Raw genomic sequence first — 23,353 nt, forward strand, 5'->3', positions numbered from 1 at the left:
GACCACGCTCCGCCTCCCGCTCCCCGACGAACTTCCCGCCGGCACAGCCGCCGTCGGACGGTCCTTGACCGCCCTGCTGGAACGGGCGCCCATGACCTACGAAGCGGCCATGAGCGACGACACAAGTGCAGCGAAAGCCCGGCGAAGGCTGCTGGACTGGGCGACGGGACACAGCGTCGGCGGCCAGGTTGTCCTCGAGCCTCCGACCGGCAGCCGCATCCATGACCGGCACTTCGCGGTGGAGCGGGTTCAAGGGGACAGCGCCGCTCTCCTCGCCACGGCTGTCCTCGTCAGCGATCTGCTGGTACGGATGGACCTGGCGGCAGCCGGAACCACACTCGGCGGCGAACCCGAAGAGCTGCTGGGAGTCACCGCCTTCCTCACCGGGGGCTTGTCGTTGCCCGTCAAGAGCCGCGAGTGGGCACCCTCCGATGCCTCCGCGGCAGCACATCTGCGCTGGCTGATTGGACATCAGCGCTTCTTCGTCGTACTGCAGTTGCTGAGCTCGGCCCTGTCGGGGGTGGACCAGGCGGCCGGCACCGCGCAGGAGGAAGAGGCGGTGCGGGAATTCACCTGGCTGTGCCGCAGCGCCTCGACCTGCATGCGCTACGCCGCCGACTTCCCTCCGCACCGGTACGGCGAGGTGCGGGACACGATGGTGCCGCCCGCCGTGAACGCCGGATTCAGCGGCCTGCAGACCCGCGACCACCAGCATCTCGTGTCCGTCATGCGCGCGCTGAAGAACGGTGGCGGACTGGACCGTCTAGCGCTGCGGTCGGCCGAAGCCGTTCACGCGGGCGTGAGCCAGCTCTACGACGCTCACGTATGGGTCTGCGACCGTTTCGGCGGCTCCACCGAACCCAGCCTCCTGATGGCCCAGTCCCGGCATGGCGTCGGACGGCCCGCCGTCGGCCAAGACCCCTCAGCACCGGATTCTCGCACGCGGACGGCCGTACCGCCCATGCAGGCCGAGGCCCCGATTCCGCATACGCAGGCAGCAGACGTTGCGGGCCCCGAGAGCGGGGTCGTAGCGGCACGCAAACTCGCAGACCAGCGGCTGCGGCAACTCGTGCCCGACCAGGAGTGCGCGCGCTGACGCCTTCTGAGACGGGTGCGCCCCCGCAGGCTGAGGGCTGGCGCAGCGGTGCGCGCGAGGGGCCGGAGTGACCGGCTCGCTCGTGAACAGGCTTAGCTTCTGCCGCCACCTGCCCGTGTGTGCACAGTTCTCGCCAAGGTCCGGGCCCGGGCCCGGGCCAAGGGCTCAGCACCTGGCTCCGGCCTGCGGACGGCTGGGAGCAATTTCTCACGATCCAGGAGACCCCGGTGTCCTTCTCTGAGCCCGACCCCCGCGTCCGCGTCGCGGACGAGCCACGTCCCACCGACGTTCCCCAGATGCACCCGCCCGTGCCGGCACAGGCTGCAGCGTGCGCCGTCTGCCTCACCGGCTCCGAAGTCAGCCGCCAGGACCAGGGCGCGCTCTCTCCCCAGCCGAAGCCCGGTGTTGAGGCAGGACGGTTCAGGACCAGGACGATCGCGAAGGTGGTCCGGGCCACGACCGTCGCACAGGTGACGGCGGCGGTGCGGGCTGCCGGCACCGATGGCTCGGCACTGCACCCTGTCTCGACCGGCCTCAACTGGGGACTGGGCTCACGCAGCCCGGTTCTCGACGGCGCCACCGTGCTGGATCTTTCGGGTCTGGACCGGATCCGGGAGTCCGATATCCGCCGCGGGTACGCGATCGTGGAACCGGGCGTCACCCAGGGCCGGCTCGCCGCGCACCTCGCCGGAACCTCCCGGATCGTCAACCTCACCGGTTCCTCCCAGCACACGTCGGTGATCGGTGGCCTGCTGGAGCGCGGCGTCGGCCTGCAGCGGGGACGGACGGATGACCTGGCCGGCCTCGAACTCGTCCTCGCCGACGGCACCACCACACGCACGGGCTGGTGGCCCGGCACGGCAGGGACGGTGGTGCGTCCGCACGGGCGGGGCCCCTCCCTGAACCATCTGTTCACCCAGTCTTCCTGGGCGGTCGTCACCGCGGCCGTCGTTCGCCTCCTGCCCCGCCCAGCTGCCGTCCGGGTCCTGCCCATGCTCCTGGACGAGCAGCGACCCGAGCGAGGTGTGGACACTTTGCGAGAGTGGACCGAAAAGGGACTTATCTGCCCGAACGCGAAGATCTACGACCCGGTGGCCGCACGGACATACGGGACGCCAGGCCGCTACCTCGCCCACGTCTGTCTCGCCGGGGACCAGGACCTGGTGCGGGCAGCGACAGAGATCATCACCGGCCGACTGGGCGATACGAAGGCTGGGCTGACCCTGGGCCCGGAAGCGGCCGCCGACCGATGGGTACAGCAGGCCTACGCGGGTGAGGCCGACCCTCACGACACGCTCTTCCTGCGGAAAACCGGCCACTGTGCTCGCTGCATCGACCGGGCCCGCGGGCTGCTGCTCTTCCTGCCCATCGTTCCGTTCGAGGGCACCGCGGTACGCAGGGCGGCCGCCCTGACCCGCGAGTGCCTCGTGGGAGCGACAACGCCGCCGGGGATCACGATGAACGTGCTCGACTCCGATGCCCTCGACCACGTCGTCACCCTCGGCTTCCCACCCGAGAACCCGACAGCGGTACGGGACGCCCATCGCACCCTCGACCGCCTGCACGACGCTTTCGCACGCGAAGGATTCACCGTCTACCGCACCGACATCGACCATCCATTGACGCCAGTCGGAACGGGGCCGGAGGCCGTACTCCGCGACCGACTCGAGCGCGCTCTGGACCCGCACGGCGTGCTTGCCCGAGGCCGCCACTGAGCCCCTGAACCATCCGGCCGGCCGCACTCACCACACCACTCAGCACACAAGCGCCGTCACAGCGGACACCGGCCCTGGCAGCCGATCGGTCCACTTAGATCACCGAGTACGACCAAGAGACCGCAGTCCATGGAGCGCTCCCTTCGCCTCTGCCGCAGCGACCGGACACACCCCGAGTGGCACACCGTCCGCACGTTCCTCAGATGCGCGTGCTCCGACGGCGATCCGACCGAATGCACCGGCCCGGCCGCATGCAGCTCAGCCGTCAGGCCATGCGGGAGGGCCCAGCAGATCCTTGCTGCCCTTGCCACCGCCTCCGCACCGAGGCCGAGTACCGCGAGATCCGCGCCGCCGTCACCGCCCGCGAACTCAACTCCTCACAGGTACTGCACGACTTCAGTACCGCCGTCGACCGGTCGCCGCACCCCGACAGCCGCCTGTGGGCGCAGGCACTCGCCTGGGCGTCCGCGCGAATCCAGGACGGACACAACAGCTTGCGCGCCGACCAGGACTTCGCCGACCACTTCGGCACCCACCCCTACCGCGCAGGCTGGGCACAACCCGACCCACCACCGCCCTGACCCGCCTGTTTATTCTCCAACTAGGCTTTGGGACATGGCTGACGTGGTGGTCGGCGCCAGTGGGTTCGTCAGATCTCGAGCTGGACCGTGGTGCGATACGTCCGAACTCTCACCCGTTCACCTCGGATCCAGACGGGTTGGCGGTGGTCTGTGTCCGCCATTTCCGTCAGAAGGTGCCGGCGAGGTAGGGGAATTGCCTGGCGCCCGGACAGTGGCCGTGGCGTCGGACCTTCTGCTGGGTACGCGGATCCAGTTGTGAACCACACGTCGGCCGCCCACGTCACGTCCGGCTCCTCCAGCTCCACCGCGTAGGGGGGGCGCCATCGGTTCCGGGAAGAGACCGAGTTCCCGTGTACGGGCCACGGCGTCCGCGCAGAACCGGTCGCCGCCCACGTACACGTACTGGTCCCACCCGACATGCACGGTGAACACATCCCCCGCTTCCAGACGGCACCATGCACCTTGGTCGCGGAGCATGACCCGGACCAGTCCCAACGCGACCGGAAGGGAGACCTCGGCCCCGTCGTGGTAGCCGGCGAGACCGGGCGGGAGGAGTCCGCCGAGACCATGTCTCCCAGTCGAAGTGCCCGACCCAGATCTGGCCGGCCTCGTCCACGAGCAGGTGCTCGATGACGCCTCCGACGGAGAAGGACGAGGTCGCCACAGGGAGCAGGGCAGCATGATCCCTACACGACCTGCCGCCCTTCCGCCTCGGTCCCCGGATTCGATCGCGTCGAATGTCGGGGCGAGGGCGCCCGGGCAAAAGGAGCTCAAGTCCCAGCGGGCTCCACTGAGCCTGGGACCGGGAACCTGCTAGGCGGGGCGTACCTCCACGGCCCGTACGGCGGCATCCGCACGCTCGATCGCGTAGATGACCATCTGCCCCTCCGCGACCACGTCCACGAACCTCACCGCCTCCGTCTGGAACGGAACGTGTTCTTCACCGCCACAGGGCACGATGACCCCCAGCCCCTGCGCGGGGTCGAACGAAATCACCTTGCCGGCCCGCAGAACGCTCCGCACACCGCCACCTCTCCTCCGATGCCACTGGCCTCAGCACCTCGCATACCGGAAAGTAGAGCAACCCGGTGTCCTCCGAACAGAGCACACAACACGCGCCCCCGCGCACAGCACGGCAGCCGGGCCGGCCAGGCTCACCGCAGGCAAGCGTTCAACCCCCTCGAAACGCCTCCCGGTCACGCACCGCCTCCCCGTATCCGTGAGCAGGTTCGTCGCAAACAGCGAACATGAGGACCCCGCCGGCGCGCGACCACAGACCAGACCGCGCCTGTCCTTCGATACACCGGCGCGGCGAAGCGAGGCGTCGCGTGAGACCCCCTCACACTCCTCCGGGACGGAGGGCCAACGGGTTGGTGGGGCGGGGGTCCGTGTGACGGGCCGGGCAAGACACCCGTCAACACCTTGTCTCCGCCTCTCGTTCCATCGGAGCGCTCGCGTTTTCCGGTCCATCGGAATGACGAGTTCCGCATCCTCCGGGCGCCACTGATCGTTGGTGCGATGTCCCCATCGGTTTTCGAGCCCGGAGCTATCGTGCCCGCTCCCGTAGTGCCGTCCCCACCACCCGAGCTGCTGTCCGTTCGGGTACGAGACCCCTATCCCTACTTCGCGTGGCTGCGTCGACATGCGCCCGCCCACGCCGACCGCAGACCCGGGCGGACCACCGTGTGGCAGATCTCCCGCTACGACGATGTCCGCGCCCTGCTGAGCGACGGGCGGCTGAGCAAGGACCCCGGCCGGGCGCCCGGCTATGTTGCGGGGCCGGCCGGGCTGAACCGACACCTGGTCCACGCCGATCCCCCGGACCACTCCCGACTGCGGACGCTGGTGAACGCCGCGTTCGTGCCCCGGCGCATCGCGCAACTGGAACCCTTCATTGCGGACACCGCGAACCGGCTGCTCGACCGGATCGAGCAGCATACGCACGTGGACGTGATCGCGGATTTCGCGGCACCTGTGACCTTCCGGATGATCTGCGCGATCCTCGGAGTCCCCGACGAACTCGATAACGCAGCGACCCGGAAGACCCTGATGGCCACCATCGCCCCCACTCCGGGCCTGGACTCAGCGCGGATGGCGGCCGATCTGCATGCCCTGCTGGACACCCTGATCGCCGGCAAACGTGCAGGCGCCGAGCACAGCGGAGTGGACCTGCTGGGCGCTCTCGTACGGGCCAGTGACGACAGCAGGGCAATGAGCGAGGAGGAACTACGCTCCACGGCCTACCTCCTGCTGCTGGTGGGCCACGACACCACCATGAACCTCATCGGCAACGGCATGCTCGCCCTGCTGCGCCATCCCGGCCAGGCCGCCCGGCTCACCGGACCCGAGGCCGAAACCGGCCTGATCGCCACTGCCGTCGAAGAACTGTTGCGCTACGACTCCCCCGTGCGTGACGCCACGTTCCGGTGTGCGGCGGAGCCGGTCAGTCTCCACGGCCAGTCGATCGGCACGGGGGACATCGTCAGTCTCCTGATCGGCTCCGCGAACCGCGACGAGACCCACTTCACGGACGCGGACCAGCTCGATCTGAGCCGAGGGCCCAACGACCACCTCGCCTTCGGCTTCGGGCCCCATTACTGCATCGGCGCCGCCCTGGCCCGCCTCGAAGGCACCGTCGCCTTCCCCCTGCTGCTCCAACGCCTGGGTCCCGTGACACTGGCCAAACCGGCCGACGAGCTGCCCTGGAGGCCGGCCCGGGTGATGCGCGGACTGGCCGCGCTGCCCGTCGTACGGAACTGAAGCTTCCGCAGGCCACCCCTCCACGACAGCCCTCACCCAGGAGCACCCCCGATGGACACTCAAAACCCCGTGGCCGTAACCGAACCACACCCCGGCGTCCTGCTCATCACCCTCAACAGACCCCGCGTCCGCAACGCCATCGACCAATCACTGGCCAAGGCCATGGACACCGCCCTCACCCGGTTGGAAACCGACCCGGCGCTGACCGTCGGCATCCTGACCGGCGCAGGCGACCACTTCTGCTCGGGCATGGACCTCAAAGCCTTCCCCACCGAAGGCGTCCCGGTCGTCGCCGACCGAGGGCTCGCGGGGCTGACGCGCGCACGACTCCACAAGCCCCTCATCGCCGCTGTCGAGGGCGCGGCGGTCGCCGGCGGCTTCGAACTCGCCCTCGCCTGCGACCTCATCACCGCCTCCGACACCGCGTTCTTCGCCCTGCCCGAAGTCGCCCGCGGCCTCATCGCCGCCGAGGGCGGAGCCATCCGTCTCCCCGCCCGCCTCCCCTACCACGTGGCCATGGAGATGCTCCTGACCGCGGCTCCCCTGCCGGCCCCCGACGCTGCCCGCTACGGACTCGTCAACCGGCTCACCCACAAAGGCGAAGCACTCCACGCGGCCCTCACCCTGGCCGAACTCCTCCAGACCCACTCCCACAACGCTGTCCGCACCACAAAACAGATCGTCCGCGAAACCCGCGGCCTCGACGACCACACCGCCTACACCGTCCAAGACCCCCTCAGCACACCCGTCTTCACCACCACCACCGCCACCGAAGGCGCCCACGCATTCACCGAAAAGCGCCCTCCCGCCTGGCACCAATGACATCCGGCGGCCACCTCCCTGCATTCAGCGACCGGCTCGCGCAGCCGGCACTCTGGTCAGAGTTCGACCGCCGTGTCGATGCATACCTTGCTGGCGCCGGTGGGCCCGCCGGTCCGGACTGCCCGAACGATGCGGCGGACAAGAAGGCGCAGCGGGCCCGCGAGAAGCGGCAGTGGAAGGACGAAGCGCAGAAGGCCATGAGGGAACGCGCATAACTTGTGGCAGGTACACCAAAACCGTAGACAACGGGCCGACAGTTTATCGGATGAGACCTTATATAGGGCGGTGGTCCTCGCCGGCTCAAGTCCGGGGATCTCTCAAGGGACCTTTGTCCGTTTCCGGCATACGCGCCCGAGGCACCGCGCTTCCCGGAAGCTCACTCGACTCCACCAAGTGCGCGCGGAGGAATCTTCCCCACACAGGCGAGGGTGCTCCGATGCTGGAGTCGAAGGACACCGCTGTGCGGGCGTCCTCCCCGCCCGCCGGCAGGGGTGTGCTGCGACCAATGGCGCCCCTTCCACCCCACGACGCGTCGCCCCCGCGCATCGGAGCTCGTCCGGGCGGGTCGCATCACCGGCGCCACCCGACAGCACCGTCACCCGAATGGCTCAACATGGCGTGCCACCCACATGGGCGAAGATCAAACTGGCAAGTGCCCCAATCGAGGTAATCCGCGAAAGGGAAACCACATGCGCATTCGACGAACACTCGCCGCCGTCATCGCCACAGCAGCCTTCGCTGGACTCGGCCTCACAAGCGCCGCCACTGCCACCGCGCAGGGCGCCCGATCCTATGTAACCCCTTCTGAATGCAAGCAGGGCGGAGGAATGCCCGATCTCGTCAGCAACACCTGCAATGGCGGTACGCGCAATGGGGAGGCGATCGACTAGAGCTCCACAAGGCGCCCCGCGGCAACTCGCCGCGGGGCGCTCTTGCGCAAGCGCAGTCAGGAGTGCCACGGGGACTGTGCTGTCCGCGCACCCGGTCTGCCGACCTCGTGGTGGTCTTCGGCCCGTCGGTCGTTCCGACCTTCCGTGCCTGCTCCATGGCCGGTCCCAGCCTGCCTCACCCTCTCGGGCCCAGAGACCAGCGGTGCCGTACGGCAGTGCCGATGTCCGCGTAACGGAACGGCTGGTCAACAGGAGCATGCGCAACAGCAGCGCCCTCGGAATCCACCTCGGCGGATCCGCTTACGGCTACACACTGTTCAGCGCGACAAACGACAGCAAGAAGTGCAAGAAATCACCTTTCGACCGAGGCTTGGAACTGGTGCAGGCTGCAGAGCGAGCCCGACAGCGCACGCGGCAACCTACGGGTCTTCTCGGTCAGGGAACTCACCCACCGTTCCAGCCCGGACGTCACCTGCCCGACGGTGATACCCAGCCCACCAGGAGTCTGCGCGGGCCCATCCCCCAGCACCCCCGGAACCCCTTCACCAGGTCGTCCAGGCGGTCGTTCGTCTCGCTGGAGCCGCTCAGTTCATGACCTCGCACTGTAACGAAGACGGCTACGTAGTCACGGGGTTCATAGGCTTCGACGGACGGGACGGGCGCTTCCGGGTGATCGCCAATGGCCTGGCCGAAAGGCGGCACGTGCTCCGCGATCCGGCGTCTTTCCTGACCTGGATACTTGAGGGGTCGGGATCTCAGCCGAAGTCTTCCGAGCCCTCCCTCCAACTCCCGGCAGGCACCGGTAGCTTGCCGGTGCACAGAACGGTGCGGAGGCGGGGAGACCCCGGGGCGAGCGTGGCTGACGCAGCACTAGATGTATCAACGGGTGGTGTGCTGTGATGCCTCTGCGCTTTTTGCATCGTTGTAACCAGAGGGGACGCACCCGCACGGGTGCTGTGGGGGCCCTTCACCGGTCACTCTGAGAACGGAGTCGCTCATGAGGTCCCTTCAGAGGAGACGGCGGCCGAGATCCCTACGTCGGTGGACAGGGATCACCGCTGCTCTGGGCACGGCCGCCGTCGTCACCCTCTCCGGTACGTCGGCCGCGTCGGCCCAGGGCGCAACGGGCACGGCCGGCAGCCCCCGGCTGCGGATCCCGTCCGTCACCGCCGGGGACGCGCGCTTCGAGATACTCTCGCCGACGCTGATCCGCACCGAGTACGCGGGCGACGGCAAGTTCACCGACGCCCCGACCTTCAACGCCATCGGACGCGCCGGATTCACCCCTGCCTCCTACACGACGGACAGGTCCGACGGCTGGCTGACCGTCCGGACCAGCGCAATGACCCTGCGCTATCGGCTCGGCTCGGGACAGTTCGACACCGGTAACCTCTCCGTCGCGACGACAGCGGGCAGCCTCCCGGTGACCGCTAGTCCCTGGCAGCATCTCACCTGCAGGACCGGCGAGTTGTGCGAGGCGGAGAACCTCCGGCTCGACGGGGTCTCCGTCGCGACCGACCACACCGGCTACACCGGTACGGGCTTCGCCGCGGGATTCCAGAGCACCGGCGGCTCCATCACTTCTGACATCGATGTCAGCACCGCGGGGGACTACCAGTTCGGCCTGCGTTACGCCAACTCCCGCGGCGGCGACGGGCAGACGCAGACCCGCACGCTGTCCGTCACCGTTGACGGCGGTAGCCCGCAGCCGGTCAGCCTGCCGGCCACCGCGGACTGGGACACCTGGAAGCTCACGACCGCCTCCCTGCGCCTCGAAGCCGGACATCACACGCTCGCCCTCACCCGGACCGCCACGGACTCCGGGAACGTCAACGTCGACAGCGTCGCCGTCGTACGCCCCGGCGACCCGTACCCGCCCGTATCCAGCACGGCCGTGGCCGACTGCCGGTTCGCAGTGAGCTGTGAGGCGGAGGCCGCTCGTACCGGCGGCACCGCCGTCAGCGCCACCGACCACAAGGGGTACGCCGGCGGCGGTTTCGTCGCCGAGCTGAACCAGGGATCGACCCTGACCACCCACGTGGTGGGCGTCCCCGCAGACGGCAACTACACCCTGCACGTGCGCTATGCCAACGGCACCGGCGGCGACGGCGAGCACCGGACACGTACCGCCACGGTCTCCGCGGGCGGCGCGAGCCGCACGCTGTCGCTTCCCGCCACCGCGGACTGGGACACGTGGGACAGCGCCTCCGTCCCCGTCACCCTGAAGGCCGGAGCCGGCGACATCACGCTCAGCTGCCCCGAGGCCACGAGCTGCCACGTGAACGCGGACACCCTCGCGGTCACCACGCCCACCGGCGCCGCCCCGCCCCCGCACATCGCCCTCGGCGGCTACCGCCGCGGGCTCGACGGCGTGACCGGTAACGGAGGACCCCTCGTCACCACACCGGGTCTGCTCAACCGCGACGGCTGGTACCTGCTCGACGACACGTCCTCGGCGCTCTACGACACCGGCACGCAGAAGGTGACCCCGCGTCCCGGACACAGCGGGGCCCCGTACCAGGACGGTTACCTCTTCGCGTACGGGCACGACTACAAGCAGGGCCTCGCCGACCTGTCCACGCTCACCGGGCCCCCCGCGCTCCTTCCCCAATGGGCCTACGGCGTCTGGTACTCGGAGTACATCGACCGCACCGCGACCGACTACCGGAACGCGATCTTGCCGGCGTTCCGCTCCGAGGGAGTCCCACTCGACGTACTGGTCACCGACACGGACTTCAAGGCGGTCAATAGCTGGAGCGGCTGGGAGATGGATCCGGCGAAGTTCCCGGACCCCAAGGGCTTCTTCGACTGGTCCGCCACCGAGGGCCTGCACAACACACTCAACGTGCACCCCAGCATCCTCGCGTCCGACCCGCAGTTCGCCAAGGCGCAGGCCACGGCCAAGGGCAAGCTGACGAAGGGCGGTTGCGCCTCGGGCGCCGGCGACGACTGCTACACCTTCGACTTCGGCGACCCCGACCAGCTCAAGGCGTACATGGACCTGCATCGCACGATGGACGATCAGGGCAATGACTTCTGGTGGCTCGACTGGTGCTGCGACGCGGCCCGTTCGTCCCTGCCCGGTGTCACCCCGGACGCGTGGATCAACCAGCAGTACGCCACCGCCACCGCGCAGCGGATCGGGCGTGGGTTCGTCCTCTCCCGGGCCTACGGATCGCTCCAGGCAGGCGGCTACAGCGGTCAGCAGGGGCTGCCCACCGGACCGTGGGCGGACAAGCGCACGACGGTCCACTTCACCGGCGACACGTCGTCCACCTGGGGCACGCTGAAGCTCGAAGTCGGCTACACACCGGGGGAGTCGGCGGCGACCGGCATGGCGGCCATCACCCACGACATCGGCGGCCACAACGACACCACCGGCCTGACTGGCTCGGAGACCTACACGTCGGACGGCAGGACCTACACCACGCACAAGCTCCCCGACGACCTCTACGCCCGCTGGGTCCAGCTGGGCACCTTCCAGCCGATCGACCGCCTGCACAGCAACCACAGCGACCGGCTGCCCTGGCAGTACGGCACGGCGGCCCGGAAGTCGGCGGACAAGTTCCTCAACCTGCGTGAGGCGCTGGTCCCGTACACGTACACACTGGCCGAGGAGGCGAACAGCACGGGCCTGCCGATCGTCCGCCCCATGTACCTGGAGTACCCGGACGAGGCGAAGGCGTACACGACCGCCGACAGCGAGTACCTCTACGGCTCCGACGTCCTGGTCGCTCCCGTCACCACCGGCGGTACTTCGGCCACCACCTCGGTGTGGTTCCCGCCGGGCCAGTGGACGGACTACTTCACCGGCAAGACCTACACCGGCGGTACGACCCAGGACGTCACGACCGGTCTCGACTCGATGCCCGTCTTCGTCAAGGCCGGCGGCATCCTGCCCACACGGACGCACGACGTGGCCGCGGACGATCTCAGCCCTCTGACCGACGTCACCCTCACCGTCGCTGCCGGGGCCTCCGGCTCCACCAGCCTCTACGAGGACGACGGCAAGGCCGTCGGCAGAGCCCGCAGTGCCACCACCGCCATCCGTTACAAGGAGTCCGGCGGCGTCCGCACCCTGTCCATCGGCGGGGCCAAGGGAACGTTCCACGGCCAGCCCCGACAGCGCACCTGGACCGTGTCGGTCCGCGGGACGAAGGCACCGACCCGCGTCACAGCCGCCGGCACCACCCTGTCCGCCCACGCCTACACCTGGGATGCCGCCACGGACACACTGACGATCACCCTTCCCCACCACTCCGTCCACACCCCACTGACAGTCACCTTCCGCTAAGCCTGTTCCTTACGGTCTGACCTCGAACGAGGTGCCGAACGTGCTCGCTCGTACGAGGATTCCGGGGACGTGAACACGGCCTTCGTTCTGATCCTGTGCTCCGACGAAAGAGGCACTTGACCAGTACGAAGGCCGTGCGGGAATGAATCTGCCGCATCACGACGTCCGGCGGTCCATCGCATGATCGTCCGCCGGGTACAGGCCGCGCTCATCCGGATCGTTGAACCACCGGTGATAAACACTGTGCGGTCGTCGCGCATGGGAGTACGTCCACCCGCCCGCGCCATCGTCGAGGCGGTCCACCGAGGCCCTTCCGTTTCGGCGGTGGAATCGTTTTGACGTCGCGGAGGATTCAGGTGCCCGCCGGGCGCGTGAGGTCAGTGCTGTGCAGCAAAGACGTTTTCGATCTCCTTGAGTACGAGGTCGGGACGGTCTGTCGGCACCTCGTGGGAAGTCCCCTTGGCGGTGACAAGTGATCGGTTGGACGCTGCGTGGGCAAACGAAGCAGCGGCCTCACGCCATCGCCGAGCGTCCTCGGGTGATCCTTCGAACGGAGTCTTCTCCGAGATCATGACCCTTGCCGGCACCGAGTCCGGCCACACCACCTTGTGAAACGCCCTGTGCGCCGCGGCGAAGCCCTCTGACGTGGAGATGAGCTGCCGGTTCGCCGGCTTCTCGGGGTTCTGCCTGGCCGCGTCAACCTCCGGCTGGACCGCGGCCACGAGGCGGGGGATCTCCTCGTCCGTGAAGAACGGTGGGAGATTGGCGTCGACCAGGAGCGCGCCGGAGAGCATCTCTGGGTTGTCCTGTGCCATGTAGTTTGCAATCTCTCCGGCCTGGGAGTGGGACACCAGGGTCACGCCCCTGGTGACGCCCAGTTGCTCAAGCCCCGCCTTGAGGTCGCTGACAGCACTCTCGACTTTCCATGGGCCGGGCACTACGTCACTCTTGCCGAGACCGGCTCGGTCGTAGGTGATGACGGTAGCGCCAGTGGCGGCATGCAGCTTGGGGACGATCTCATTCCATTGCGACGAATACTCGCCGCCGCCCGAGTCCAGGACGATGGTTGAGCTGCTGCCCTCAGTAACGTAAAAGGCCAGACGATGGCCTCCATTCTCGATCATGTGCAGCTTCGATTTGGCAGCGTGGCCGGTCTCCGGCAACACGGAGGCGGTGGCATTCTGTGGGGTCGGCTGCTGGGCGGCTGAGTCATCGTCGTTGCAGGCCGCGACGGTGCCGATACCCACGACCACTAGCGCGAGGGCAGACAGTGCCCGGTCAACAGACCGTCGGTTGGGCGAGGTGGGGGACATTACTGATCCTTTGAACTAGGGCTGCTGTGGAATCTGTGATGCCCATCCTTTGCTGAATCGGGTCATCGCAGAATCCGGCTAGCGCGCATGTCAGTGGTCCAGCTGAATCGCATGAGCATGGTGGAGACAACCCCCGCAAGCGATCACCGGTCGCTGCACTCGTGAGCGCCTCTTGGTCATCGGTGAGGTCTCCAACACGTCGCCACAACTCACGGTCTGTACCCCGCCTGGGCCGGGCAAGCAGGTGCTCAACACCATCAGGACTGGTCCCTCGACACGCTCCGCGATCGTCCGACAGCTTTCGCGTGTCAGATCCGACAGCGACCCCAGCACCAAGTCCCCCACACGATGGCGGAGTTCGACCCGCGCAGAGCGGCCGCGTGCTATCCGCGCCATCAACGACTCGAATGCCACGAGCCAGCGGCCAAAATCTGCGCTGCGGGCCGCAGCCGTCCTTCATTTGTCGAAGCAACTGGCGAGGGAACGGCGTCCGTCCCCGCTTTCACGCCGTCCAGCAGTACAGGCGGCGATCCCGCTCCCGGAGGCCCTGAGCAAGCCGGGACAGGCCGCTCAGGAGCTGAGTCGCGATCTCCTGGTCAAACACTTCGCCCTCCGCCATCCGCTCCAGAGCCCACAGCCGACCGACTTCTACCAGCCGGGGCTGGCCGGCAGCGGCAAGCGCATCCTGAAGAGCTTCAGAGACGGCGAGGACCATGGGGCCCTCGCCATCATCTGGATCCGCGGCAACTCCGGGCTCATCAGCAGCAACGACCTCGTCAAAACTCCGACCGGTGAAGATGCACTCCCACTCGATCAGCGCCTCTTCACCATCGAAGTTGCGGTACGACAAAGACTCGAAAGACCCGTTTGGTCCGCCAACCACGACCGCGGCGGCACCTAGTGAGTCGGCGCCACGAAGAACTTGACGATGATGCTCACCGGGGCATGGTGCCTGCCCGGCCGGCCCTGGTCCACTCGGCTGAGGTTTCAGCTTCACACAGAGCGAGCCGGGCATTCGCGCTCCGGACCTGGCAGGGCAGGGTCACGCCATCGACCAGCCAGCCCAGCCCGCAGATACCGAGGGTGAACAGATACAAGAGCCCCCAATTCTTCCTGCCGAGATAAAGGTGGTGGATGCCGAAGACGCCGAGGAAGAACCACCAGACGTACGCCGCGAGGACCGACTTCGGTGTGCGCAGTGTGCTGGTCTGCGGTGGCTGCGGGCCCGACAGAGCGGCCCGATGCTGCATCGCCGGCTCGGGCTGCGCAGACGCCACCGCGGGCCGAACCGCGGTCGTCGCCAGGTCGCGATGGCGGGCCGCCGTCCACTCTGCCGCAGCAGGTCCACCAGGGACGGGTGAGGTGGACATCGAGCCAGCCCGGACGGGCCGGCGAGAGGGCGAGCCCTCGATGGATACCCTGGGCAGGATCCGCTCGAGCCAGGCGGGGAGCCACCAGTTCGCTCGTCCCAGAAGGTGCATGAGCGCCGGAACGAGCACGGTGCGCAAGATGAACGCGTCGATGGTCACAGCTGCGGCCAGTCCGACGCCGTATTCAGCGATGACACGCTGGCCGCCGAAAACGAAGGCGGTGAAGACACAGATCATGATCAGGGCGGCTGCGTTGATCAGGCGCCCGGTCTCAGCCTGGCCGATGCGAATGGCACGGTGGCTGTCCCGAGTGTGCTCCCACTCCTCGTGGATGCGGCTGACGAGGAAGACCTGGTAATCCATAGACAGACCGAACAGGATAGCGAGCATGATCACCGGAAGCTCGGCCGCCACCGGCCCGGCCTTCCCGAGGCCCAGCAGTTCGCAACCCCATCCCCACTGGAATACGGCGACCACCACTCCGAACGATCCGGCCGAGGCAAGCAGATTCATCACAGCGGCGGTCAGCGGCACGACGATACTGCGGAAGGCGACCATCAGCAGCAGGCAGCCGAGTGCGACGATCACTCCGAGGAACAGTGGCAGCTTGCTTGCCAGCACGTCGGCGAGGTCGGCGGAAGCCGCTGTCCTGCCACCGACATGGACCGTCAGGCTGCTCCCCTGTTCCGCAGCAGGGACGACATCCTTGCGCAGGTGACTGATCAGGGTGCTGGTGGCTTTGTCCTGTGGTGCGCTGGTCGGCACCACGTCGATGATGGACAGTCCTTTCGCAGCGGTGACCGGTCGCGCCGTGGCCGAGGCAACTCCGCGGGTGCTGCGGACGGTCGCGACCAGCTTCTCCAGGGCCGACGCGTCGCTGGGCGCGGCCTGCTGCGCGACCAGCACCAGGGGGCCGTTCGAGCCTGCCCCGAATCCCTGCGCGAGCAGGTCGTAGGCGGCTCTGGTGGTGGTGCCCTTCGGGTCGTTTCCGGCGTCCAGCGTCCCCAGGCGCATCGACAGTGTGGGCAGCGAGAGGACCGTGACGGCGAGAAGCGCTACTACGGTGAATAGTGTTTTGTGGCGCTCGACCCGCACGGCCCAGCGGCCCTTGGACATACGTTTTCCCTGTCCGTGGTTGTTCAGGGTCGGGTGCGCGGTGCCCGGTTCCCGGTTGGCCATGGCTCGCCGCTGCCGCCGGCTGAGGAGCTTGTTCCCGAAGATGCCAAGCAGTGCCGGCAGCAGGGTCACTGCCGCGATCACGGTGAACAGGACGGCCGTCGCAGCGCTGATTCCCATCGAGGAAGCGGGACCGATTCGCAGGACAAGCAGGCCGAGGAGAGCGGTGACGACGGTAAGGCCGGCGAAGAGAACTGCCCGGCCTGAGGTGTCCAGTGCGCGTACCGCAGCCGGCTCTGGCGCCAGACCACTCTGCAGGCCAGTCCGGTAGCGGGTGACGATGAACAGGGCGTAGTCGATTCCGACTCCGAGCCCGATGAGGGCAGCGACCGTCGGATCGTCGCTCCCTACCGTGATCACGTGCGAGGCGAGGCCGACGGTGATCAGTCCTGCACCGAGCGCAGCGACTGCGACGAGGAGGGGCAAGGCCATGCCGAGCAGGGAACCGAAGGCGACGAAGAGGATGATGCCCGCTGCGACCAGCCCGATCGCCTCGGTGCTCTTCGCCTTCCCCTGGGCCACAATGCCGATCGCCTCGCCACCGAGCTCCACCTGAAGGGTTTTGTCACGGGCGGCCTGAGCGGTATCGATGACCCGGGTGACAGCGGCAACCGGTATCCGGTCGGCCCGCGAGTCGAACGTCACCGTCGCATAGGAAGTTTTTCCGTCTTCGCTTACCTGAGCCTCTCCTGCAGGACCGTACATGCTGGTCACCGACGCGACCGCAGGCAGTTTCGCCACTCGATGCAGCATCGGGATCACCCTGCTCCGCACGGCGGCGTCGCGGATCGACCCGTCGCCACGCACGTGCACCACGATCTGGTCGCTGTCTCCGGACTGCTTGGGCTCAGTCGCCTCGAGTCGTGCCTGCGCCTTCGACGACTCGGCCCCCGGCAAGCTGAGCGCGTCAGAGTAGGCAGCGCTGTGCGACGCGTACGGCACCGCGAGCGCGACCAGTACGGCGGCCCACATCCCGATGACGAGGAAGCGGTGCCGGAAGCACCATGTGGCTAGTGCGGACATGCTGAACAACTTTCTTTTCAGGGCGGAGAGTCAAAAAAGAGGGCGGACGGCACACTTGCCGGCGTGCCAGAGTCCATCCGCCAGGCCTCCCTGCCTTGCGCACCGCGAGTAAAGAGTGTTCCGGGCCATGACGGTGGACTCCTGCACGTAGATCCTGGAGCTGCGGCGGATCCCGAGGCGGCACTCACGTGGGGCTGCCGCACCAGGCGTTTCCAACCGGTCCAGCCTCCCGGAGCCGCGAGCGAAGGACACGGGGGCTGGAGCCATGTGATGGTGGAGGAATCCCCACTGCGTCAACACGGGCGAGCCGGTCATCATCGACCTCTGACGGGAGATCGCGCCTGGCGTCGGTCAGCCCGCTGATCGACGCGGCGATGCATGATGATGGAGCGTGATGACTTACTCGCGCGGGCGGCACTCCTCCAGTGGCCGCCCACGGTCGGAGAAGCACTCCGCAGGCGGAGCAGGTCTACGAGCTGGGCTCACTCTGCGGATAGGCCTGCTGGGCTGGTCGCTTCTGCTACTTCTCGGGGGACTACTGGGCTTCGGCCTGCTCACGCTTTGGACGACCTCGCTGACAGTCGTCGCGCTTGGGGTCGGTGTACCGCTAGTGCTGGTCTCGACCGCAATGGTGCGCTGGTTCGCCGACCTGCATCGGCAGTGGGCTGCCGACCAGCTGAGCGAACCGGTGGCACGGCCTTACCTGCCTGCACCCGACGCCGGCTGGCTCAAGGGGCTGTGGACGATCCTGCGCGACCCAGCGACCTGGCGAGACTGGGCCTGGCTGGTGGCCAATTCGATCACTGGGTGGTTTACCTATGGACTGTCGTTCCTGCTCTTTCTGTGCGGCGTCTTTTACCTGAGCTATCCGCTCGTATACGCGCTGACGCCGTCGCAGGTGTTCCGCACGCCGCTGGGCAACGCGTTCCGCCTGCACAGCGTCCAGGAATCGTTCGCTCTGGTTCCGCTCGGACCGTTGTTCCTCCTGCTCTGGTACACCACCGCCTCTCGATTGGCGAAACTCAACGCCCTGATCATCCGTTCCCTGCTGGCGCCCACCGCGCAGGCACAACTTCGCAACCGCATCGCCCAGCTCGCTGCCTCACGGGCTGACACGGTCGATACCCAAGCGGGCGAACTACGCCGCATCGAACGAGACCTCCACGACGGCGCACAGGCCAGGCTCGTCTCGTTGGGCATGAGCCTGGGCCTGGCCGAACAGCTTCTGCCTGACGACCCCCATGCCGTACAGCAGCTGTTGGCGGAAGCCCGCGCAACAACCTCCAGCGCTCTGGCCGAACTACGTGACCTCGTCCACGGCATTCATCCGCCGGTACTCGCGGATCGCGGCCTGGACGGGGCTCTGAGGGCTCTGGCCCTGGCCAACCCGATCCCCACGTCGGTGGTCACCCGCCTGCCCGGGCGTTTGCCCGCGCCGGTCGAGTCCGCGGCCTACTTTGCCGTAGCCGAGGTTCTGGCAAACGCCATCAAGCACGCCCATGCCCAGCACATCGAGATCACCGTGGAGTTCACCGCCCATCCCAGTACCACGGCGGGAGTGCTGGCGATGAGGGTGTCCGACGACGGCCGCGGAGGCGCCAGCCTCGACGGCGGCAGCGGCCTGCGGGGCGTCGTACGCCGCCTGGGAGCCTTCGACGGCACCCTGCTTGTCGACAGTCCGCCAGGCGGGCCCACCGAGATAAGGATGTCGCTGCCGTGCGCATCGTCATAGCCGAAGACCTCGCCCTACTGCGGGAAGGTCTGATCAGGATCTTCCAGGCCAACGACTTCGAGGTCGTCGACGCAGTCGACAATGGACCCTCGCTGATCCGGGCGCTGACAACCCTTCGACCAGACGTCGCAATCGTCGATGTGCGGCTGCCCCCGACCTTCACCGACGAAGGCCTGCGGGCCGTGATCGACGTACGCAAGCAGATTCCCGGACTGCCCATCGTTGTGCTCTCGCAATACGTCGAGCAGCTGTACGCCAGGGAACTCATGTCGGACCGTGCCGGCGCAGTGGGCTACCTGCTGAAGGACCGAGTGCTGGACGTCGGCCAGTTCGTCGCCAACGTCCGGCAGGTCGCTGCCGGCAGTACGGTCATGGACCCCAACGTGGTCAGCGCCCTCCTCAACCACCGCTCGGCAGATCCTCATCTGCAGGAGTTGACACCGCGTGAGCACGAAGTGCTCTCCTTGATGGCGCAAGGCCGCTCCAATGCGGCCATCGCCGGCCGGATGTTCGTCAGCGAGAAGACCGTCAGTAAGCACACATACAACATCTTCATCAAACTCGGACTCGAGCAATCCGAGGACGACAATCGTCGGATCCTGGCAGTACTTGCCTACTTGGAAGGCTGAGTCGACTTCCGGACGGAGTGTGAATCCAACGGCTCTGTCTCGCTTTGGGTGGTGACGGAGAATTGTGAGGGTCGTCGGCATTCACCCGAAGGATGTCAACGAGCCTGTGCAGAAGCCATTTTCGGGTCTTTCCCCGCCGGGCATCGAGGATGTGGTCCACGAAGATGTCGGCGCCGGTGCCGACCGCGGACAGTACGGGGGCCTTCGTGAACACTTCCGGGTCCGGCCCGATCGCCGCTTCCAGGTACTGCGACCACAGTCAAGCAGGGTCTCAAGGCTCCAGACGTGGCCTCCGTCGGCCTCGCGGACGACTGCCACTGCGTCGTCGCGTTCCAGCAGATCGGAGACGGTGGGTGCGATGCCTGTCAGGTCGACGACCTGCTCGCCGCGGACCGCGGCCACACACGGCCCCTCCCATCGCGGGTTGTAGACGCGCGTGACGAGAGCGGCACGGTCGGCTTCCTCCGGCAGGACGGAACTGGCGGTGAGGACCAGGCCAAGGCACGCTGCTGCCGATTCCACGATCGATGCTCTCCCGACGTCGACGGGTGTGGTCGCCTAGGCGGACTCAGTGGGAGTCGCGGGGCACCTCGTGGCCACGGCTGCCACGCAGGAACCCGAAGTCGGCACCCAGATCGGCCTGCTCCACGTTCTGGGTGTAGAGCCAAGCGTATCCGCTTGTATGCCGCTCAACGGGTGCCCTCCATTCCTGCCCGCGTCGCGCAAGTTCGGCGTCATCCACATCCATGCGCAAAATACGGTTCGGGACGTCCAGGACAACGGGGTCCCCGTCCCGCACCAAGGCGAGAGGTCCGCCGACAGCGGCCTCGGGCGTCACGTGCAAGACCACCGTCCCGTACCCGGTACCACTCATCCGCCCGTCGCAGACGCGCACCATATCCGTGACGCCGGCCTTCAAGAGCTTGGCGGGCAGTGGAACGTTGGAGACCTCGGGCATGCCGGGATACCCTCTGGGGCCAGCGTTGCGGATGACGATAACGGTGGTGGCGTCGATATCGAGTTCCGGGTCGTCGGCCACCTCGTGGTAGGCCTCCGGGGAGTCGAAGACGCGCGCGGGACCGCGGTGGGTGAGCAGATGCGGTGACGCGGCAGACTGCTTGAGCACGGCACCGTCGGGGCACAGGTTTCCCCGGAGGACGGCGATACCGGTGCCGGCCGGCTGAAAGGGGGCGTCGAGGCCGGTGATGACGTCGGAGCCGAAACGTTCAGCGTTCTCCGTGTTCTCGGCAATGGTGCGTCCGTTGACCGTGATCTGGTCCCCGTGCAACAGTTTGCCGTTGAGCAGCTCGCTCATGACGGCGGGCAGGCCGCCCGCGTAGCAGAAGTCCTCCATGAGGTACGTGCCGCTGGGCATCAGATTGACCAGGGTCGGCACCGCACGGACCAGGTCGTCGAAGTCCTGCAGGTTCAGATCGACTCCGACGCGTCCGGCGATGGCGGTGAGATGGATGACGGCGTTCGTGGAGCCGCCGATGGCCGCATTTACCCGGATGGCGTTCTCGAACGCCTCCCGGGTCAGTATGTGGGAGGGACGCAGCTCCTCTTCCACCATCCGTACGATGCGCTGGCCCGCCGCCTGCGCGGTTTCCATCCGCCGTGAGTCGACCGCGGGCCAAGCCGCCGAACCCGGCAGCTGCATGCCGAGCGCTTCAGCCATGCAAGCCATGGTCGAGGCGGTACCCATCGTCATGCAGTGCCCGTTGGAACGGGCCATGCACCCTTCTGCGAAGAAGCACTCCTCCTGAGTCATCCGGCCCGTCTTCAGGTCCTCCTCGAACTTCCACACGTGGGTGCCGGACCCCACGTCCTGGCCCCGGTACTTGCCGTTGAGCATCGGCCCGCCGGTGACCATGACGGCGGGCAGGTCGACGCTGGCGGCGCCCATCAACATGGCGGGGGTCGTCTTGTCGCAGCCGGACAGCAGCACGACACCATCGAGCGGATTGGCACGGATCAGCTCCTCCACCTCCATGGCCATGAGGTTGCGGTACAACATGGCGGTCGGGCGCATCAAAGTCTCGCCGGTGGCCATGGTGGGGAACTGAAGCGGCAGGCCGCCCGCCTGCCACACGCCACGCTTGACGGCTTCCGCGACGCGTGTCAGATGAGCGTTGCACGGTGCGAGCTCGGAGGCGCTCGTTGCGATGCCGATGACCGGACGCCCATCGAACACCTCGTGCCCGAATCCCTGGTTGCGCATCCAGGAGCGGTACACCATCCCGCTGCGGCCCTGCGCCCCAAACCATGCCTGGCTGCGGCCGCTCGTCTTGTGACCGTCGGTCATGTGGCACTCCCGTGGCTTTGGCGTCGTCCGCTTCGAGATGAGGCGTTGTCAGGTGAGCACCCTCAGGGCGTACCCTGCAACGCAGTCATTCGAGAATTGCCACATTCCGCGCCCACAGTGGCGGCGACTGCTCCCGGCACCTCATCGGAGCTGGTCCTGCGTGTACCAACCACCGCCGACGAGGACGCTTTCATAATTCGACTTGTCGACACTGACCGGCGGGAGGAGGTAGGCAGGAACGACCCTCACGCCGTTATCATAGCTTTTCGTGTCGTTTATTTGAGGCTTCCGGCCTTTGAGTGACGAGTCGACCATACCCGCGGCAACTTTCGCCAGTTTTCGCAAATCCTTGAATACTGTTTGAGTCTGCTCCCCGGCTATGATCGATTTTACGGAGGCAAGTTCAGCATCTTGGCCTGTGATGATCGGCCACGGCTTGCCATTCGAGCCATATCCATCGGATCTCAGAGCCGATATTATGCCGATAGAGATGCCGTCGTACGGCGATAGAACTGTATCTACCTTCTCACTCTTGTAGGAAGATGTAAGTATGTCTTCCATGCGCTTCTGTGCGGTTGCACCATCCCACCGAAGGGTGGTGATGCGGTTCAGTTGGGTCTGCCCCGACCGGACAATGAGCTGCTTCTTGTCGATGTAGGGTTGTAGGACCTTCATCGCTCCACTGAAGAAATATCGCGTATTATTGTCGTCGTTCGACCCTGCAAACAGTTCGATATTGAATGGCCCCTTCTTCGACCCGTCTTTCAGGCCGAGCTTTTCAGCGATGTACCCTCCCTGCAGTTCGCCGACTTTCTCATTGTCGAATGAGGCATAGTAATCGACGTTCTTTGTCCCTAAAATGAGCCGGTCATACGCGATCACGGGTATGTCTGCGTCGGCGGCTTGCTGAACGACATTGTTCAGTGACTTATTGTCAATTGCGGCGATTACCAGAGCCTTGACTCCCTGGGTGATCAGGTTTTCGAGCTGAGATACTTGCTGATCAGGGTCATCTTCGCCGAATACCAATTTGGTCTTGTACCCCTTCGCCTCCAGTTCCTTCTTGACATTTGCCCCATCAGCTATCCAGCGCTCCGACGACTTCGTAGGCATCGCGATGCCGATGGTTGCACCTTTGGCATTATTTTTGTCCTGGTCGTCTCCGCCGCCCCCCTGCCCGCAAGCCGCCAGAGTAAGCGCGAGAAAGGCAGCCGCAGGAACACTCTTGCGATTGTTCATATGTGCACTTCCCTCTGTGTCGTTGCCGGGTGATGTCGCCGCCGCTACAGGCGGTTTCGCATTCCGCAGAGCCGAAACCATGAACAACGCCTGGCGCAGAGTCGTCAGGTTGGATCAAGGTGCGCTCAGGCGAAAGGATCTTGCCGATACTTCACGTTCGATATATCGACATTCGTTCGACGGGTGGTGCGAACAGTAGAAGAGGGCTTTTAGGGTGTCAACCGACTGCGCAGCACAAATTTTTCAAGGAATCTCAGTCTCTGTCCTACCTCTTCCTGCAGAGGCGCGGCCACGAACTCGCCCCGGCCGCCCTCCCCTTCACCGCCGCTGAGCCTTCGTCCGATGAGACCACCCCCTGCTCGCCACCCTGTACTCCACAGCGGATCCCAGAGATTTGGCGGTCGGGGA

The 23,353-nt window shown here is 66.6% G+C and carries 14 protein-coding genes and 1 pseudogene; 8 read left to right on the forward strand and 7 right to left on the reverse strand.

From position 1 onward, the window contains the following. Positions 1-64: 64 nt before the first annotated feature. The 3 genes from GFH48_RS00330 to GFH48_RS00340 all read left to right on the forward strand — a co-directional run bounded on the left by GFH48_RS00330 (position 65) and on the right by GFH48_RS00340 (position 3,392). The gene (locus tag GFH48_RS00330; RefSeq protein ID WP_153286293.1) at positions 65-1,096 is read left to right on the forward strand and encodes a hypothetical protein; all 1,032 of its coding nucleotides are present in this window, start codon (positions 65-67) and stop codon (positions 1,094-1,096) included. 227 nt (positions 1,097-1,323) lie between these two features. Further along, positions 1,324-2,811, forward strand: coding sequence for an FAD-binding oxidoreductase (locus GFH48_RS00335; RefSeq protein ID WP_153286294.1), 1,488 nt, complete (start codon positions 1,324-1,326; stop codon positions 2,809-2,811). Between the two features lie 251 nt (positions 2,812-3,062). Beyond that, positions 3,063-3,392 carry a hypothetical protein gene (locus tag GFH48_RS00340; protein ID WP_153286295.1) on the forward strand — a complete coding sequence of 110 codons (330 nt, stop codon included), beginning with the start codon at positions 3,063-3,065 and terminating at the stop codon, positions 3,390-3,392. An 813-nt stretch (positions 3,393-4,205) separates the two neighbouring features. On the opposite strand, the gene GFH48_RS00350 is transcribed toward GFH48_RS00340, so the two are convergent. After that, positions 4,206-4,415: a hypothetical protein gene (locus GFH48_RS00350; RefSeq protein ID WP_153286296.1), complete on the reverse strand. Its 210-nt coding sequence runs from the start codon at positions 4,413-4,415 to the stop codon at positions 4,206-4,208. Positions 4,416-4,943: 528 nt separating this feature from the next. Here GFH48_RS00350 and GFH48_RS00355 point away from each other — a divergent pair. From GFH48_RS00355 to GFH48_RS00365, 3 genes are all read left to right on the forward strand, one after another. Next, a complete protein-coding gene (locus tag GFH48_RS00355; RefSeq protein ID WP_194280437.1) occupies positions 4,944-6,152 on the forward strand; it encodes a cytochrome P450 family protein in 1,209 nt (402 codons plus the stop codon). Positions 6,153-6,203: 51 nt separating this feature from the next. Further along, a complete protein-coding gene (locus tag GFH48_RS00360) occupies positions 6,204-6,974 on the forward strand; it encodes a crotonase/enoyl-CoA hydratase family protein (protein WP_153286298.1) in 771 nt (256 codons plus the stop codon). Positions 6,975-8,861: 1,887 nt separating this feature from the next. Continuing rightward, the gene (locus GFH48_RS00365; protein ID WP_153286299.1) at positions 8,862-12,158 is read left to right on the forward strand and encodes a TIM-barrel domain-containing protein; all 3,297 of its coding nucleotides are present in this window, start codon (positions 8,862-8,864) and stop codon (positions 12,156-12,158) included. Positions 12,159-12,535: 377 nt separating this feature from the next. Here the strand turns inward: GFH48_RS00365 and GFH48_RS00370 are convergent, their stop codons facing one another. The 3 genes from GFH48_RS00370 to GFH48_RS00380 all read right to left on the reverse strand — a co-directional run bounded on the left by GFH48_RS00370 (position 12,536) and on the right by GFH48_RS00380 (position 17,040). Further along, complete coding sequence (locus GFH48_RS00370; protein ID WP_228120200.1) at positions 12,536-13,405, reverse strand: alpha/beta fold hydrolase; 870 nt, start codon at positions 13,403-13,405, stop codon at positions 12,536-12,538. A 568-nt stretch (positions 13,406-13,973) separates the two neighbouring features. Continuing rightward, entirely contained in the window at positions 13,974-14,321 is a 348-nt protein-coding gene (locus GFH48_RS00375; RefSeq protein ID WP_228120201.1) for a hypothetical protein, read from the reverse strand. Between the two features lie 85 nt (positions 14,322-14,406). Further along, positions 14,407-17,040: an MMPL family transporter gene (locus GFH48_RS00380; protein ID WP_153286301.1), complete on the reverse strand. Its 2,634-nt coding sequence runs from the start codon at positions 17,038-17,040 to the stop codon at positions 14,407-14,409. 394 nt (positions 17,041-17,434) lie between these two features. Between GFH48_RS00380 and GFH48_RS00385 the strand changes: the two genes are divergently transcribed. Continuing rightward, entirely contained in the window at positions 17,435-18,772 is a 1,338-nt protein-coding gene (locus tag GFH48_RS00385) for a sensor histidine kinase (protein ID WP_153286302.1), read from the forward strand. Then, positions 18,757-19,401 (forward strand): LuxR C-terminal-related transcriptional regulator, encoded by a 645-nt coding sequence (locus GFH48_RS00390; RefSeq protein ID WP_153286303.1) that lies wholly within the window; start codon positions 18,757-18,759, stop codon positions 19,399-19,401. Before GFH48_RS00385 ends, GFH48_RS00390 begins: the two co-directional genes overlap by 16 nt. A 157-nt stretch (positions 19,402-19,558) precedes the next feature. Here the strand turns inward: GFH48_RS00390 and GFH48_RS38835 are convergent. The 3 genes and pseudogenes from GFH48_RS38835 to chvE all read right to left on the reverse strand — a co-directional run. Beyond that, positions 19,559-19,923 (reverse strand): annotated as a pseudogene (locus GFH48_RS38835) (fumarylacetoacetate hydrolase); the annotation flags it as partial. Positions 19,924-19,969: 46 nt separating this feature from the next. Beyond that, entirely contained in the window at positions 19,970-21,706 is a 1,737-nt protein-coding gene (locus GFH48_RS00400; protein WP_153286304.1) for an IlvD/Edd family dehydratase, read from the reverse strand. Between the two features lie 141 nt (positions 21,707-21,847). Further along, complete coding sequence (gene chvE / locus GFH48_RS00405; RefSeq protein WP_153286305.1) at positions 21,848-22,945, reverse strand: multiple monosaccharide ABC transporter substrate-binding protein; 1,098 nt, start codon at positions 22,943-22,945, stop codon at positions 21,848-21,850. Positions 22,946-23,353: the final 408 nt, after the last annotated feature.

It is taken from the genome of Streptomyces fagopyri (assembly GCF_009498275.1).
In the GTDB taxonomy this organism is placed as follows: Bacteria; Actinomycetota; Actinomycetes; order Streptomycetales; family Streptomycetaceae; genus Streptomyces; species Streptomyces fagopyri.